This is a genomic window from Halorubrum miltondacostae (assembly GCF_041379815.1).
GTDB classification, from domain to species: Archaea; Halobacteriota; Halobacteria; order Halobacteriales; family Haloferacaceae; genus Halorubrum; species Halorubrum miltondacostae.
On record NZ_JBEDNY010000001.1, the window covers coordinates 800,343 to 814,567 of the forward strand.

Genomic DNA, 14,225 nt, shown 5'->3' on the forward strand with positions numbered 1-14,225 from the left:
CTCCTCGTAGTGGTCCCCATGGCACCACCATCGACCCCTTCCGGAGCACGAACCGACGGAGGGGCCGAAACGCGGGACGCGCCCTCCGACGCGGCGGGAGATGGAGACGACGCGGCGGGGGCGTCGGCCATCGATGTCGACGGGCTTCAACTGACCTACGCCGACGGCACCGAGGCCGTCCGCGGGGTCGACCTGACGGTTCCGGCGGGCGAGTTCTTCGGGTTCCTCGGCCCGAACGGCGCCGGAAAGACGACGACGATCAAGGTGTTCGCGACGCTGCTGTTGCCGACCAGCGGCGAGGCACGAGTCAACGGGTTCGACGTCACCGCCGACCCCGCGCGAGTCCGGCAGTCCATCGGATACATGGCTCAGGAGACGAGCGTCGACCCCGAGCTCACGGCCGAGGAGAACATTCGGTTCGCCTGCGAGGCCTACGGCGTCCCGCGCGGCGACAGGGACGAACGGATCGACGAACTGCTCGACCTCGTCGACCTGTCTGACGTCCGCGACAAGCGCGCCGAGGAGTTCTCCGGGGGGATGAAAAAGCGCCTCGACGCCGCCACCGCGCTCGTCCACCGCCCGCCGCTCGTGTTCCTCGACGAGCCGACGACCGGGCTGGACCCGAAGGCGCGCAACCGCCTGTGGGACTACTTCGAGCGGATCAACGACCGCGGGACGACCATCTTCCTGACGACGCAGTACTTGGAGGAGGCCGACCAGCTCTGCGATCGGCTCGCGGTCATCCTCGACGGCGACATCGTCTCCGAGGGGTCGCCGGCCGACCTCAAGCGTCGCGTCGGCGGCGAGATCCTGGAGGTCGACCTCGACGAGGACGTCGATCCCGAACGGGCCGCCTCACTGGCACGCGAGACCGGACTGTTCGAGGCGGGGAGCGTCGAGCCGACCGAGGGCGGGCTCGCGGTGACGAGCCGCGAGGCCCGCGAACGCGGGACCGACCTGCTCGTGGCCCTGCGCGACGCGGACGTCCGAGTGATCGGGTTCAACGTCCGATCGCCGACGCTCGACGACGTGTTCCTCTCTATCACCGGCGAGAACGTCGAGGTCGAGAGCGACACCGAACTGGGGGGCAGACGATGAGCGCGCCAGACGCTGACGGAACGGCGACCGCGGACGGCTCGCCCCGGCGCTCGTCGAACGGCTTCGTCGGCGACGTCTGGGTCAACTTCAAGCGGTGGAACCTCAAGGCGGTGCGGAACCCCTTCGTCCTCGTGGTGTCGCTCGCGCAGCCGGTCATCTTCCTCGTCCTCTTCACCGAGGTGTTCGGCCAGGTGGCCGGCGGGGCGGTCAACCGCGGCATCCCGGGGATTTCCTACGAGACGTACCTCGTGCCCGCCATCGCGGTCCAAGTGTCGCTCGCGGCGGCGGTCACCTCGGGTATCGGCCTGGTCAACGACATCGAGAACGGGATGTTCGAGAAGGTGCTCGTCTCGCCGATGAACCGGACCGCGGTGTTCGTCGGGAAGACGGCCGCCGAGGTGTTCCGGATCGCGATTCAGGTCAGCATCATCCTCGGACTCGGCGTCGCGCTCGGGGCCGACATCGCGACCGGAGTCCCGGGCGCGGTCGCCATCGTCGGCGTCGGCATCCTCTTCTCTCTGTGGTTCGTCTCGCTGTCGAACTCGATCGCGGTGATCACCAAAGACCAGGAGTCGACGATCATCGCCGCGAACCTGCTCCAGTTCCCGCTCCTCTTCCTCTCCAGCGCGTTCCTCCCGTTGGAGACGCTCCCGAGTTGGATTCAGACGTTCGCTCGGTTCAACCCCGTCACGTACGGCGTCGATACGGCGCGGGCACTGATGCTCGACCGCGACGTGATGACGGTGATCGAGGTGTCGCGCTTCGAGGGCGCGATGAACACGCTCGTCCCCGGGGTGGCGGTGTTGCTCGGCCTCGCGCTCGCCCTCGGGGCGGTCGCGGTCGTTCTCCTCTCTCGGGCGTCGAGTTCGAAGGTACAGTAGGTCGACCGAGGGGGGCCGACGGCCCGGCCGCGTGCCGAGGTCCGAATCGGTCCGAAGGCGTCGTCAGTCGTGCGGGGCGCGGCCCGGATCAGTCGGACTGGACCAACGTCATCCCCTCTCGGACGGCCTCGCGTCGGCCGAGCAGCGTGACGTGGTCGCCGCGGTTGAGGACGGTGTCCGCGCTCGGCACGGCGACCGACTCGCTGTCACCGTCGCTGAGGACGGCGATGAGGCAGCCGTCCGGGAGCATCGGGCCGACCTCGCGGACGCTCTTGCCGATCAGTTCCTCGTTGGTGACTTTGAGTTGCTGGACGTCGCCGGTCTCCCCGATGTCGGTCATCCAGTGGGCGAGGTCCGGCCGCTCGATCTGGTTGTCGAGGGCCCACGCGGCCGACATCGCGGCGGAGATCGTGCTCACGCCGAGGTCTTCGAACGCGTCGACGTTATCGGAGTTGTTCGCCTTCGCGAGGATCTTCTCGATGCCGAAGTTCGTCTTCGAGAGCTGCGCGACGAGCAGGTTCGTGTCGTCATCTCCGGAGGCCGCGACGAGGATCTTCGCGTTCTCGGCGCCGGACTTGCGCAACACCTCCGTGTCCGTCCCGTCGCCGATCACGGCGGCGAAGCCGTCGTTGCGGAGCGATTCGACCGTCGCCTCGTCCTCCTCGACGATGACGACGTTTTCGCCGCGGTCTTCGAGGCGCTCGGCGAGCGCGCGGCCCACCTGTCCGCCTCCGACGATGATGACTCTCATGGGTATCACGTTGAGGTACTGCGCGATGTACCGCGCCAGCCCGCCCTGGACGAGGGCGGTCACGAAGATGACGAGGAACACCGTCCCGATCAGCAGGTCCGCCTGCTGTGCCAGCGCGGGGTCGTTGAGCTCCGTGGCGGCCGCCCGGAGCTCGGTGGCGAACAGCGTCGCGACCGACGCGGGGATGATCCCGCGCGGCCCGATCGCGCTGATGAACAGTCGCTCGGCGAAGGTGAACCGGTCGCCGACGGTCGAGACGAACACGAGCAGCGGCCGGATCACCACCGCGACCACGACAACCACGCCGAGCCCCGCGAGCCCGACGTCGAATATCGCCGCGGGGGGGAGCTGCGCGGCGAGCGCGATGAACACGAACGCCAGCACGAGCAGCGTGATGTCGCCCTTGAAGTCGGTTATCTCCTCCTTGTACGGGATGTCCACGTTCCCGAGGACGAGGCCGGCGGTGGCGGCGGCGGCGACGCCGGCCTCGCTCGCAAGTTGGTTCGCCCCCGCGTACGCGGCGAGCGCGCCGGCGAGCGCGAGCAGCCGGGCGTTCCGCGGCGCGGCCCCGGGCGAGAGGTCGACGTACCGGAGCAGGTAGTAGAGGATGCCCGCGACGACGAGGCCGACGAGCAGTCCTTCCCCGAGGCGGAGCGCGAACCCCTGAATCAACCCCTCGCCGGCGACCGTGGGGTTCACCGTCTCGAAGAGCACGACCGCCGTGATCGCCGCCGTCACGTCGTTGACGATCCCCTCGGTCTCCAAGACGGCCGCGACCTGGTCTCTGACGGGGACGACCTCCAGAATCGGCGAGATGACTGTCGGCCCGGTGGCGACGAGCAGCGCGCCGATCACGAACGAGAGCTCCCACGGGAGCCCCTCGAGGAACCGGACGGCCACGGCGGTCCCGACCAGCGCGATGCCGGCCCCGACCGTGACGAGGCGGACCGCGGCCCTCGGAGCCTGCTGGATGCGCTCGAACTCGAGGTGGAATGCCCCCTCGAAGACGATGATCGCGACCGCGAGCCCGACGATCGCCGGGAGCGAGTCGCCGAAGGTCTCACTCGTCACGATTCCGAGCCCCGGCCGGCCGATGGTCACCCCGACGAGCAGGAAGAAGATGATGCTCGGGACGCGGAGCCGGGCGGCGAGAATCTGCGCGAGGACGCCGAGTCCGATGATACCGGCGACGAGCGGGATCAGAAACTCCTGTGCCACACTCTGTCCTCCGTGCCGTGATTCATTCCGTGCTGGATTATAAGTTAGTTGGTGTGTCCGGCCCCACCACCTCGCCGCCGTCGATTGGTCCGAGCTGAGTCCGCGCGAGTCAGAACACAATTGTCATCGTTCTATTGACAAAATGCGGTACAATGGACGAACCGGCCGGAGCGAACGAGGACCGCACGGCCACCCCGGTCGTCGGCGTCGTGTTGATCGTCCCGATCACCGTCGTCCTCGCGGCCGTCGGCGGCGTGTTCGCGATCGGGATCACGGACGACCTCGGAGAGCGGCCCACCTTCGCCGCGCTCGGTCTGACGTTCGAGGAAGCGCCCGCTTCGGCCCCGGACTACGAGGAGCTTCGGTGGGAGATCACGCTCACGAACACCGCCGGCGAGACCGTCGAAGCCGACGGGATCGTCGTCTCCCTCGACCACGGGAACCAGCGGGTCACCGGAACGCTCAACCGGTCGCTGCGCCCCGGCGAGAGCGTCGGGCTGACCGTCGTCCACAACAACCAAGACGGAAACACGATTCCGGGCGACGTCAACTGTACCGACGTCAACGTGGCGTGTCGGCTGGCCGGCGACGACGGTAACTACCCCGACGCCGACCGGATCCGCCTCCAGATGGTCCACGAGCCGTCGGGCTCGATCCTCTACCGAAAGCAGATCGGTATCGCCGGTTCGTACGGAATCTTCAACGGCAACCCAGACGACATCGACATCACGAACGAGACGCTGACGTTCGCCTGACGCGGCCCGACGGGCCGAGATCGGAATTCAAATGCCCGAACAGTCGTAAGGATAGGTGTTCAAATGCCAGAAGATAGCGGTTCTCCTCACGTTCCCAGCCAGCCGGTCGTCGTCCAAGAAGATACTCACCAGAACGAGGTCCCGGACAACATCGACTCGGACCTGTACTCGGCGGACAGTCCCACCAACTCGTTCCACGAGTTCACGATCGAGCAAGGGGACGACCTCGTCGAGGCACTTCGCGAGAACGGCTACACGGTCGAGTTCAGAGACCGGTAACGACCGATCCGGACGCCGGCACACTGGTCACGGCGTCGCGTCCCATTCAGCGTAGGTTCAGCCGCTCGTCTCCCATCTTCTTCCCCCGATCGACGAGCGCAGTGCCGTACTCGGTGCGCCTCTGGTTCCACGCCGCGAGCGCATCGTCGACCGACTCGTGACTCGCCAAGGCGTCTGCGAGCGCGGTCGCGTCGCCCGCCGACTTCGCCGTCCCGGCGGCCGTGTGCGGACGGGCGACGAACGCGGCGTCGCCGAGCAGACACGCCCGATCCGCGACCATCGACGGCACCGTCAGGTCGTATATCGCCTGGACGAAGAGGTCCGGCGTCTCACCGACGAGCGTCTCGAACACGGGCGGCAGCGTCGCCGCGCGCTCGCGCTGTCGGCGGCGAACCGGATCGCGCAGCCGGCCCGGTGCGACGGAGAGGCGTCGTTCGGTGCCGCTCGTGTCGGTGAATATCGCCTCGCGGTCCCGGCCGTCGAGGGTATCGTACCATACCCAATTGAGCCGGCGGGACCCCGGCTCAGTCTCGCCGTCCGCGCCCGGAATGAAGTACGCGAGGATGAGGTGGTCGGCTCCTTGGTAGAAGGTGAACGTGCCGTCGAACGCCTCGACGCACGCGGTCGAGAGGGCCGCTTCGTCGACGACGCCGCGCCACGCGAGGTAGGAGGCGAACTCCGGCTCCGCGTCCGGATACAGCTGCGCGCGCGTCGTCGACTGACCGCCCTCGGCGGCGACGACCAGGTCCGCCGCCCGCTCCGCCTCGTCGGCGATCGTGGCGGTGGCCGCCTCGGGCGAGACGCTCGTGATCTTCGCCCCGGTTCGGTACCGCTCGTCGGGGAAGGCGTCGCGGAGCTGCCGATAGAGCGCGTCCCACGACGTGAACACCATCGTCTCGGGCGCGGCGCGCTCGACGTCGCCGCTCTCCGTGAGGAACCGACGCTCGTGCGACCGCGTGGTGATCGCGTCCGGGTCGACGACGTCGTGGTCGGCGAGAAACCGGCGGATGTTCTGCTGGGCGACGATACCGCCGCCGCGGCTCTCGAGCGCTCCCGCCGACCGCTCGTAGATCGTCGGGCTGTGGCCCGAGCGCGCAAGCGCGATGCCGGTGAAGAGTCCACCCATCGAGCCGCCGGAGATCAGCACGTCGAGCCCGGAAGCGGACGGGCGGGACTGGTCCTGAGACACGCGAGTCCGTTCGCGCGTGACGGGTGAAAGCCCACGGATTCGTCGCGCGCCGCGGGCGCGCCTGACCTCGCCAGTGGAATTAATTGGGCCGGTGCCGAGTGTCCGGACGTGAGCGAACACCACCCGTCGCGGTTCATGTTGGCGTCGTCGGCCGTCTGCCTCCTCGCGTGTGCCGGGGTCGCCGTCCTGCCGCTGCTGCTTGGGACGTCCAACGCGTTCGCCGGAAGCATCAGTTCGAGCGGCCTGCTCGGGGTCGTGTTCGCGGCGCGGAGTCTCCAACTCCTGCGGGCGGCGGGAACGCCCAGCCTTCCGCCGGCCGTGCTGACGACGATATTCGGGGGCTGGTTCATGCTCGCGCCGCTGCTCTACCCCGACGTCGGGGTCCTTCCGACCGCCGGCACGCAGCTCGGCGGGACGATAATCGCGACGTTCGGCCTGTACGTGACCGTCGCCGGCGTCACACAGGAGTGATCGCGACCGAGAGAGTCCTCCTCGATGGCGCTTTCTTTCGATGTTCGTAGAGGGGCTAAAACGCATCCGAGTCCAGCACCCGGTGCGGGACGTTCCGATCGCGGAGCTTGGAGGTGTGTCGCGGGATCTCGTCGGTCACCGCGACGAGGAGCACGTCGAGGCCGAGCATCCCCGCCTCGGCGACGCCCTCCGCGGTCCCGAACCGGATGTCCGGCGAGGTGTCGCTCCGCGAGACGAGCGCGTACGCCTCCGTGCCGGCGACCGCGACGAGCCCCTCGTCCGGGACGTGCGTCGAGACCACGTCCGGAGTCAGGTGGTCGTCGTCGGTGACGGTCGGGACGGGAAGCACCGAGACGCTCCCCGTCTCGTAGTCGACGACGCCTTCGAAGTCGGCGACCCCGACGGCCTCGCCCGCCGCGGCGCTCGTGACGCTGACCGCGGTCGCCGTCCCACCAGCGGGGTTGGCGTGGAGGACGCCGTCGCGCATCACCAACCCGACTTCGCTGCCTTCCGCGACGTCGTCGAGCGCGATGGCGGCGTCGACCTCGACGCTGCCGAGGACGTCGGAGTTCACCCGCTCGAGGTACGCCTCTAGGTCGTCCGTCCGAGAGATGAGCCAGTCGACCCCCTCCTTCGTCACCTCGTACCGACCCCGCCCTCCCTTCTCCACGTAGTCGGCCTCGGCGAGGTCGCGGACGTAATCGCTGACCGCCTGCGAGGTCACGCCGATCGCGTCCGCGATCTCGCCCTGGCTCACGGCCGGCTGGCGGGCCGCGATCTCCACGAGGATCTGATACCGGGTCGCGTTCCGCTTGTTCTCGAGGACGTCCGGCGATCCGCCACCCGCTGGGTCTCCCATTACCCGGCATTCAACTGCCGTAAATAAAGTCTTGTTGTCGATCAGCCGCGATACGTGCGATAGGTGCGGTTCTCAGCGCCCCAGAAGCAAATTGAGATTTTCCTAATACAACTTTAGTTGCTTCTCGGCGTGGTTCACTTGTACGCAGAGAATGCGCGACGATACGATCGCACGACGTAGACGCGGACCGCCCCGAGCGTCGGAGTGGTTCGACGCATACTTCGCCGTTGGCGGCGACCTCCGCGTGAATGAGTCGCTACGGGACGGCCGGCCGGTTCCTGCTCCTGTGTGCCGTCTGGGGAACGGCGTTCATGGCGACGGACGTCGGCCTGGTCGATCTGCCTGCTGTGCCGTTCGCGGCGGTGCGCTTCGACGTCGCCGCCGCGCTGCTGTTCGCCGCCGTGTTCGCCTCCGGAGCGGACGTCCGCCCCCGGACACGAGACGACTTCGTCTACGTGCTCGTCGGCGGCGCGCTCACCATCGGCGCGCACCACGCGTTCCTCTTCGCAGGCCAGCGGTACGTCGCGGGCGGGGTCGCCGCCGTGCTGTTGGGCCTCGTTCCCGTGGTGACGCCTGCGCTCACGCGGCTCGCCGCCACGGACGAGGAGTTCACCGCCGCCACCGCGCTGGGCGTCGCGCTCGGGTTCGCGGGGGTCGTCGTCATCGCCGACCCCAACCCCACGAACATCGTGGACAGCGTCCTCGGCGTCTCGCTCGTGCTTGGGGCCGCGCTCGCGTTCGCCGTCGCCGCGGTCGTCACGCACAGCCGCTCGCCGTCGATGCCGTTCCTCTCGACGCAGGCGTGGATGATGGGCGTCGGCGCCGTCGTCCTCCACGTCGCCGTGCTCGCGCTCCCCGGCCAGTCGTTCGCGGCCGCCACGTGGACGCCGTCCGCGCTCGCCGCGCTCGCGTACCTCTCCGCGGTCGCCGGCGTCGGCGGCTTCCTGCTCTACTTCATGTTGCTGGACGACCTCGGCCCCATCGAGATGAGTTTCATCGAGTACGTGATTCCCGTGTTCGCGGCGCTGGCGGGCTGGCTCGTGCTCGGGCAGGAAGTGACGCCCGCGACCGTCGTCGGGTTTGCGTTCATCGTGGCGGGGTTCGTCGCCGCGAAGTGGCGGACGCTGCGCGGAATATAGCGGCGCGCGGATCCGATCCTCGAGGGGTGTTCTCTTCAGCAAGTTCGAGTGATCGCCGAGCCGCTGTGCGAACCGCGGTCGGCCATCTGGACCGCCGTCCTCGCCGATACGCCATGTCCCCCGGCTCGGAACGGCGACCTCCGACACGCGATGCTCTGTATCGTGTCCGTGGTCTGAACCACGGCTCTCTGGCGTGTTCCACGTGTCCGCTGTTGGCGAATCAAACTGCGCACGAGAGATGGGGCGTGTCTCGGTCACGGTGGCCACCGGCGAGGTGAGTTACCCCTCCGGTGGTTCCCAATCGAGATCGGGGTCGAACAGCTCATCGATATGGCAGTCAAAGAACCGTGCGAGTTTGAACGCGAGTTCGATCGAGGGATCGTAGCGTTCCCGCTCGATGGCGTTGACCGTCTGCCGGGACACCGCTAAAGCGGCAGCGAGGTCCCCCTGACTAAGGCCCGCAGCCTCCCGGTGCTCGCGGACATCATTTCTCATGCGTACCGCCGGGCGAGGTATGTGAGCCCGAAGACGCCGAAGGTGGCTGCGATGCCAATCAGTGCCCCGTCGACGACCGGCGGGACGGTTAGCCGACCCATCTGCTCGAGGGCGGCAGCCGACGGTGCCCCGATGATGAGCGCGGCCCCGACCACACGGAGGCTGTCGTAGCTGGCGCGGCGCTCTAAGGCTTGGTCACGCTCGTCAAACAGTGGCATTGGGGCCAGCCGTCGGATTGTAAAGAACCCGACAAAGCCCAGCCAGTAGACGACGACGGCAGCCAGGGGCGGCCCGATGGCGTCGATGATAAGTAAGCCGACGATTCCGCCGAACAGCGATCCCATCGACAGCCGGCGGTAGCGCGTCCGAGTCGCGAGCCAGTCGTCACCTGACTGGCCGGCAGCGTCAGCAGGCACCGGCACCTCCCTGGGTAGCGACACCGACCGCCCGGTCGGCGGCCAGCCACAGTACCGTCGTGGCGGTTAGCACGACCGCGTAGGCGACAGCACCATCTGAGACGGGCAGTAGGTCGGCGAAGTACACCAGCCAGGGACCACCTATCGCGAGGCTGGCGATGACGGTGCGGATCCACCCGGGAGCGCTCCACAGCGGGTCGAATGCCTCGAGCCGCCGCTCAGCGTATACCGCGACGGCGAACAGCACCAGTATGTAGCCGAGGGCGGCGGCGGTGTCAAGTTCGATCATGCGGGCTCACCTCGCTGACCAGCCACGGGCAGTGGGACCCGGACTGGGCGGTTGAGTCGATCGGTCATGGTGTCACACACGCGGTGTCAACCACGCTTTACAGTAAAGTATACTTTACATCTTACCACTTAGTGTTATCGGTGTAACAGGGTTGGCCCTCTTAGAGAGATCGCTCACGATACCGAGTCGAGACGCCGGCGTAACAGCGTCATGTCATCGGATACTTGTACGCGAGAGCGTTACCGCAGATAGTGACAGACGACCACGGTGGGTTTGAACACGTTCGCGAGAACGTAGACGGTCACCCGATGCTGAGTTTGCTCGGCTACGCCAAACGCTACTGGCCGACTCTCACGCTCGGCGTGCTTGCGGCGTTCCTCACTCGGTTCGCCCGACTAGTGCCGCCGATTGTTGTCGCAGCTGCCATCGATCGAGCGATCCGTGGGTCGGCTGACGCGGGGCTGTTGACTGACGTTGGCTTGCTGCCGCCGGGCGAGATCACCGGCGAAGCAGCTCGCCTCGCGGTACTCGAACAGCTCGTGCTCATCGCGGTGCTCGCGTACGTGGTCCGGTCGGTCGCTCGGTTTGTCTCCCGGTATCTGCTTCAAGCGACTGCGCAGAAGGTCCAACGTGATCTGCGGAACGACACGTACGACCACCTTCAGCAGCTCTCGATGGGTTTCTTCGCTGATCATCAGACCGGCGGAATGATGTCGATTCTCAACAGCGACATCAATCGGCTCGAGCAGTTCCTCAACACGGAGTTTCGACAACTCATCCGCGTCGTCGCAACGGTCGGCGGCATTGCGATCATTCTCTGGACGTACTCGCCGAAGTTGGCGCTCATTGCGCTCGCACCGGTTCCGGTCATCGGACTGGCGAGCAGCCAGTTTCTCACCTGGATCGAGCCTCGGTACAAGTCAATCCGCGAGACCGTCGCGCGGCTGAACACGCGGCTTGAGAATAACCTCGGCGGTGCCGCGGTGATCAAGGCGTTCGACCGATACAGCTTCGAGCACGGTCGGGTCGCCGAGCAGAGCGAAGCGTACCACGACGAGAAGGTCGCAGCGCTGCGAATTCGACGCGGGTTCTTCGCGACATTACGGCTGTTGACCGGCGTCGTGTTCGTCCTCGTGCTCTACATCGGTGGGACCGACATCATTACAGGCGTTCCTGGTGAGGCAGGGGCGCTCACCCTCGGCGGATTCGCGCTCTTTTTCCTCCTGTTGCGGCGGCTGTACTCGCCGATGCGTCGGGTCGGGAAGTCAGCGAACAAGTACCAGCTCGCGAAGTCCAGCGCCGAGCGCGTGTTCGGGCTGCTCGACCGCGAGCCCACAATTACCAGCCCCGACGAAGCGCACGTCCTCGATTCGATCGACGGAGAGGTCACGTTCGAGGACGTTACCTTCGCCTACGGAGATCGCGAGCCGGTCCTTCAAGACGTCTCACTCGATGTGCCGTCGGGAACGACGATCGGGCTTGCCGGGGCAACCGGAGCCGGGAAATCAACACTGTTGAAACTCATTCCCCGGTTCCACGATGTCAATGACGGTACAGTCCGGGTCGACGGGACCGACGTCCGGGAGTACGACCTCCAGTCGTTACGGGACGCTATCGCCATTGTCGAGCAGAATCCGTACCTATTCTCGGGAACCGTCGCGGAGAATATTGCATACGGCGACCGCGAGATACTCGACTCCGAGTGGTCGGACGGTCCCGACGAGAGCGCCCGCGACCAGGTTGAGCGGGCGGCTGAGGCCGCCGCGGCCGACGAGTTCATCACAGACCTCCCCAACGGGTACGACACCCAAGTTGGTGAGCGAGGTGTCAAACTCTCTGGCGGCCAGCGGCAGCGCCTCGCCATCGCTCGCGCACTGCTCAACGATCCCGAGATCATCGTTTTCGACGAGGCCACATCGGACGTTGACACGGAGACCGAAGAACTGATCCAAGAGAGCCTTGAACGGTTGGTCGAGGAGCGGACCGCGTTCATCATTGCTCACCGGCTGTCGACGATTCAAAACGCCGATGAGATCGTCGTGATGGATCAGGGCCAGATCGTCGAACAGGGGGTTCACGCGGAACTGGTTGCGAGCAACGGTACATATGCGAATCTCTGGCAGGGGCAGGCTGAGGCGTCTCCTGCCGACGACTGACTCTCGGCCGGGGGTTCTGTTTGGACGCCAGACCGACTCTCCGTTGGTCGGTAAAATGTAGTCCGGCAATAGATGATCTCACAACAGTCAATTCCAGATGAGCCGATTCTGGAATCGGTTATTTGCCGCGTTTATACACTTTCTGGCCACTCGACAGTATGGATCGCTTCGTCGATCGAGAGTCCGGACGCTCACGACTTCGGAAATGTTATGAATCTGACGAGCTCAATACAGTCATAGACTGCTAGGGCCGTGTTGTCGTTTACAGCCACCCTGAAGGGGTGGACTTCTGCTCGCTACGTGTCAAGTACCAATATTGCATAATGTATAATGCGCGCTTTACTACCGAACTCTCTCGGCCCCTGTCCGGTCGGGATGGAGGTAGTAGCCTGAGATCAACTTTCCGACGAATTGACGGCCCATTTTGAGGAGTGTTAGCCACAGCCGGAGACACTCACCGACCGTCGCCGAGACTGAGTCGCATCCCCACAAGCCCGGCGAGCAGCAAAGCCCAGCCGACCAGACCCAGCGGACTGGTTGGAAACGTCGGCCCAGAAGAGCTCAGATCTGCCGCTAGCACGATGCCGACGAGACTCAGAGCGAACCCCACCCCGTCAATTTCCAATCCATGCCGATCAAAGCATTGCTCCGATACCAGGTGAATCTTGATGTGACATTAGATACGACGTACCGCATCAAAAGAATAGATTAGATATATTATACTTGGAATTGTGTATCGATTTCCGGCCAGAGGGAATCTGACGACGTTGATCTGTGACGAAAGCTGTCCGCACTCATACTGTGTCTCGCTGCGGTCGCGACCCCAATGGGTGCGGTCTCGACCAGTGTGGTCGTAGTCCCCGCGCTGACAAACGACCTGACAGCCCAGCGGCAGTTGAGTATATCATAATTCGTAGTACCAAAATTCAAGTCAAGAAGTCTACGACGCTCTCGAAAACAAGTCACTTCGCAGTTCTCTTCGGCCGGCTTTTTAGATGAAATCTGTTTGAAGAAGCGGTCCTAGTCAGGTGTCCGTTTCATCTCGGCGAATTAGAATAAAGAGTAGAACCGAGAGTGCAATCATGAGTATTGCGAACCACTGGCCATCACTAAGGACGCTATCGGACTCTGTTGCTGTCATTATCAATGCGAAGTGGCCTGAGACCGTCTCGCTACTGAATACGTGTCGGTATCAGTGAAGCGGCTTACTCGCTGAGTTCGTCGAGCTTCTGTTTGATCTCTTCGAGCTTGAAGTACGACGCCACGGCGAGGATCGTTGTTGGCCAAAGACCGACGAATTGGCCTCGCTGTTTGTCCCCACGGACGTAGTAGAAGTACAGTGCGAGCGCGACCGACCCGATCGATGCGATCACGGCTGTCCCCAGACCGCCGGTCTCAATGTCGTCTACCAGTTCAGTCGCAGTTTCGTCTGATTCGTCCACGTACTAACAAGTACCCCAAGGGGTATAGGAGTTTCCCTCAGTGGCGTTAGTGGCACGCTCAGCCACTCTATAGCGCTTTTTTCTTCTCCGACAACTAGTCATCGCCACCTTCGATATCCTCGTGTTCTTGGGTCCGCCTCCAAGTGGTGTAAACCTCGATAAACGCCAGCAGACTGAGGACCACACCGGCTCCGATCATCACCGTATCTGCGTCAATGGATCCCATACAGGTGCTAGGGCCTCAACAGGTAAATGAACTAGTGGCAACATTCCTCCACGGGGAGAAACGGTGTGGCGGCGTCGAGACAGACGAAGCCAGCTATTGAGACTCTCGCAGTCACAGCACTGCGCCGAAGGCTTATCGGCGTACCTCTCGTATATACTGTAATGAGACGGAACTCAGACGATGACGAGGATCCGTTCGGTCGTTCGTTTGGCGGAATCGAGGATCTGCTAGCTGGGATGGCCGGCGGTGACGACGCACCCGTCGACGTCCACGAGTATGACGACGAGATCCGAGTGGTCGCTGAACTCCCCGACGTTACGGCAGACGACATCAAGATCCAATGTGATGGGCGTACCGTCGCGATCTACGCCGCCGTTACGCCTCGGCCGGTCGTGACACGCGTCGACCTGCCGTCGTACGTCGACGACCAGTCGACAGAGTGGAGTCTCAACAACGGTATTCTTGAGATATCGTTGGATCGTGACACCGACCCCGCAAATATCGGCTTCCATTAACCAAACACGACATGCCCCCGTGCGTGGAGAGAGTCGCTTGGCCACG

Annotated in this window: 16 protein-coding genes; 8 read left to right on the forward strand and 8 right to left on the reverse strand. The window is 64.8% G+C overall.

The features are described 5' to 3' along the window. Positions 1 to 18: 18 nt before the first annotated feature. Together ABNG04_RS04445 and ABNG04_RS04450 are read left to right on the forward strand one after the other, a co-directional pair. Positions 19 to 1,098, forward strand: coding sequence for an ABC transporter ATP-binding protein (locus ABNG04_RS04445; protein WP_371160381.1), 1,080 nt, complete (start codon positions 19 to 21; stop codon positions 1,096 to 1,098). Next, positions 1,095 to 1,979: an ABC transporter permease gene (locus tag ABNG04_RS04450; protein ID WP_371160383.1), complete on the forward strand. Its 885-nt coding sequence runs from the start codon at positions 1,095 to 1,097 to the stop codon at positions 1,977 to 1,979. The genes ABNG04_RS04445 and ABNG04_RS04450 overlap by 4 nt, the downstream gene beginning before the upstream one ends. A gap of 88 nt (positions 1,980 to 2,067) precedes the next feature. Here ABNG04_RS04450 and ABNG04_RS04455 read toward each other — a convergent pair whose 3' ends face one another. Further along, on the reverse strand, positions 2,068 to 3,948 hold the full coding sequence (locus ABNG04_RS04455; RefSeq protein ID WP_371160384.1) for a cation:proton antiporter domain-containing protein: 1,881 nt from the start codon (positions 3,946 to 3,948) through the stop codon (positions 2,068 to 2,070). A 152-nt stretch (positions 3,949 to 4,100) separates the two neighbouring features. On the opposite strand from ABNG04_RS04455, the gene ABNG04_RS04460 reads away from it, so the two are divergent. Together ABNG04_RS04460 and ABNG04_RS04465 are read left to right on the forward strand one after the other, a co-directional pair. After that, a complete protein-coding gene (locus tag ABNG04_RS04460) occupies positions 4,101 to 4,703 on the forward strand; it encodes a type IV pilin domain-containing protein (protein ID WP_371160385.1) in 603 nt (200 codons plus the stop codon). 63 nt (positions 4,704 to 4,766) lie between these two features. Beyond that, on the forward strand, positions 4,767 to 4,982 hold the full coding sequence (locus tag ABNG04_RS04465) for a hypothetical protein (RefSeq protein ID WP_371160387.1): 216 nt from the start codon (positions 4,767 to 4,769) through the stop codon (positions 4,980 to 4,982). Between the two features lie 46 nt (positions 4,983 to 5,028). Here ABNG04_RS04465 and ABNG04_RS04470 read toward each other — a convergent pair whose 3' ends face one another. Next, positions 5,029 to 6,171 carry an FAD binding domain-containing protein gene (locus tag ABNG04_RS04470; RefSeq protein WP_371160389.1) on the reverse strand — a complete coding sequence of 381 codons (1,143 nt, stop codon included), beginning with the start codon at positions 6,169 to 6,171 and terminating at the stop codon, positions 5,029 to 5,031. Between the two features lie 108 nt (positions 6,172 to 6,279). On the opposite strand from ABNG04_RS04470, the gene ABNG04_RS04475 reads away from it, so the two are divergent. Further along, on the forward strand, positions 6,280 to 6,642 hold the full coding sequence (locus ABNG04_RS04475; protein ID WP_371160391.1) for a hypothetical protein: 363 nt from the start codon (positions 6,280 to 6,282) through the stop codon (positions 6,640 to 6,642). A gap of 55 nt (positions 6,643 to 6,697) precedes the next feature. Here the strand turns inward: ABNG04_RS04475 and ABNG04_RS04480 are convergent, their stop codons facing one another. Then, positions 6,698 to 7,501 carry a DUF7839 domain-containing protein gene (locus ABNG04_RS04480; protein WP_371160393.1) on the reverse strand — a complete coding sequence of 268 codons (804 nt, stop codon included), beginning with the start codon at positions 7,499 to 7,501 and terminating at the stop codon, positions 6,698 to 6,700. A 248-nt stretch (positions 7,502 to 7,749) separates the two neighbouring features. Here ABNG04_RS04480 and ABNG04_RS04485 point away from each other — a divergent pair, with 248 nt between their 5' ends. Continuing rightward, a complete protein-coding gene (locus ABNG04_RS04485; protein ID WP_371160395.1) occupies positions 7,750 to 8,640 on the forward strand; it encodes a DMT family transporter in 891 nt (296 codons plus the stop codon). 279 nt (positions 8,641 to 8,919) lie between these two features. On the opposite strand, the gene ABNG04_RS04490 is transcribed toward ABNG04_RS04485, so the two are convergent. Genes ABNG04_RS04490 through ABNG04_RS04500 form a run of 3 tightly spaced genes read right to left on the reverse strand, consistent with a single transcriptional unit; the run spans position 8,920 to position 9,840 of the window. Then, positions 8,920 to 9,135 (reverse strand): helix-turn-helix transcriptional regulator, encoded by a 216-nt coding sequence (locus tag ABNG04_RS04490; RefSeq protein ID WP_371160397.1) that lies wholly within the window; start codon positions 9,133 to 9,135, stop codon positions 8,920 to 8,922. Beyond that, a complete protein-coding gene (locus tag ABNG04_RS04495; protein ID WP_371160399.1) occupies positions 9,132 to 9,551 on the reverse strand; it encodes a DUF2178 domain-containing protein in 420 nt (139 codons plus the stop codon). The genes ABNG04_RS04490 and ABNG04_RS04495 overlap by 4 nt, the downstream gene beginning before the upstream one ends. Beyond that, positions 9,541 to 9,840, reverse strand: a complete 300-nt coding sequence (locus tag ABNG04_RS04500; protein ID WP_371160401.1) for a hypothetical protein — start codon at positions 9,838 to 9,840, stop codon at positions 9,541 to 9,543. Before ABNG04_RS04500 ends, ABNG04_RS04495 begins: the two co-directional genes overlap by 11 nt. A gap of 251 nt (positions 9,841 to 10,091) precedes the next feature. On the opposite strand from ABNG04_RS04500, the gene ABNG04_RS04505 reads away from it, so the two are divergent. Continuing rightward, the gene (locus ABNG04_RS04505; protein WP_371160402.1) at positions 10,092 to 11,996 is read left to right on the forward strand and encodes an ABC transporter ATP-binding protein; all 1,905 of its coding nucleotides are present in this window, start codon (positions 10,092 to 10,094) and stop codon (positions 11,994 to 11,996) included. A 1,205-nt stretch (positions 11,997 to 13,201) separates the two neighbouring features. Here the strand turns inward: ABNG04_RS04505 and ABNG04_RS04510 are convergent. After that, positions 13,202 to 13,438: a hypothetical protein gene (locus ABNG04_RS04510; protein ID WP_371160403.1), complete on the reverse strand. Its 237-nt coding sequence runs from the start codon at positions 13,436 to 13,438 to the stop codon at positions 13,202 to 13,204. A gap of 94 nt (positions 13,439 to 13,532) precedes the next feature. Further along, the gene (locus tag ABNG04_RS04515; protein ID WP_371160404.1) at positions 13,533 to 13,664 is read right to left on the reverse strand and encodes a hypothetical protein; all 132 of its coding nucleotides are present in this window, start codon (positions 13,662 to 13,664) and stop codon (positions 13,533 to 13,535) included. A gap of 65 nt (positions 13,665 to 13,729) precedes the next feature. On the opposite strand from ABNG04_RS04515, the gene ABNG04_RS04520 reads away from it, so the two are divergent. Beyond that, complete coding sequence (locus tag ABNG04_RS04520; RefSeq protein ID WP_371160405.1) at positions 13,730 to 14,179, forward strand: Hsp20/alpha crystallin family protein; 450 nt, start codon at positions 13,730 to 13,732, stop codon at positions 14,177 to 14,179. The last annotated feature ends 46 nt before the right edge of the window (positions 14,180 to 14,225 follow it).

What these genes read in the sequence shown, in the direction of transcription:
- ABNG04_RS04480 (WP_371160393.1), bottom strand. Translation starts at nt 7,501, where the DNA reads ATGGGAGACCCAGCGGGTGGCGGATCGCCGGACGTCCTCGAGAACAAG.
- ABNG04_RS04515 (WP_371160404.1), bottom strand. Translation starts at nt 13,664, where the DNA reads ATGGGATCCATTGACGCAGATACGGTGATGATCGGAGCCGGTGTGGTC.
- ABNG04_RS04500 (WP_371160401.1), bottom strand. Translation starts at nt 9,840, where the DNA reads ATGATCGAACTTGACACCGCCGCCGCCCTCGGCTACATACTGGTGCTG.
- ABNG04_RS04490 (WP_371160397.1), bottom strand. Translation starts at nt 9,135, where the DNA reads ATGAGAAATGATGTCCGCGAGCACCGGGAGGCTGCGGGCCTTAGTCAG.
- ABNG04_RS04445 (WP_371160381.1), top strand. Translation starts at nt 19, where the DNA reads ATGGCACCACCATCGACCCCTTCCGGAGCACGAACCGACGGAGGGGCC.
- ABNG04_RS04460 (WP_371160385.1), top strand. Translation starts at nt 4,101, where the DNA reads ATGGACGAACCGGCCGGAGCGAACGAGGACCGCACGGCCACCCCGGTC.
- ABNG04_RS04450 (WP_371160383.1), top strand. Translation starts at nt 1,095, where the DNA reads ATGAGCGCGCCAGACGCTGACGGAACGGCGACCGCGGACGGCTCGCCC.
- ABNG04_RS04465 (WP_371160387.1), top strand. Translation starts at nt 4,767, where the DNA reads ATGCCAGAAGATAGCGGTTCTCCTCACGTTCCCAGCCAGCCGGTCGTC.
- ABNG04_RS04485 (WP_371160395.1), top strand. Translation starts at nt 7,750, where the DNA reads ATGAGTCGCTACGGGACGGCCGGCCGGTTCCTGCTCCTGTGTGCCGTC.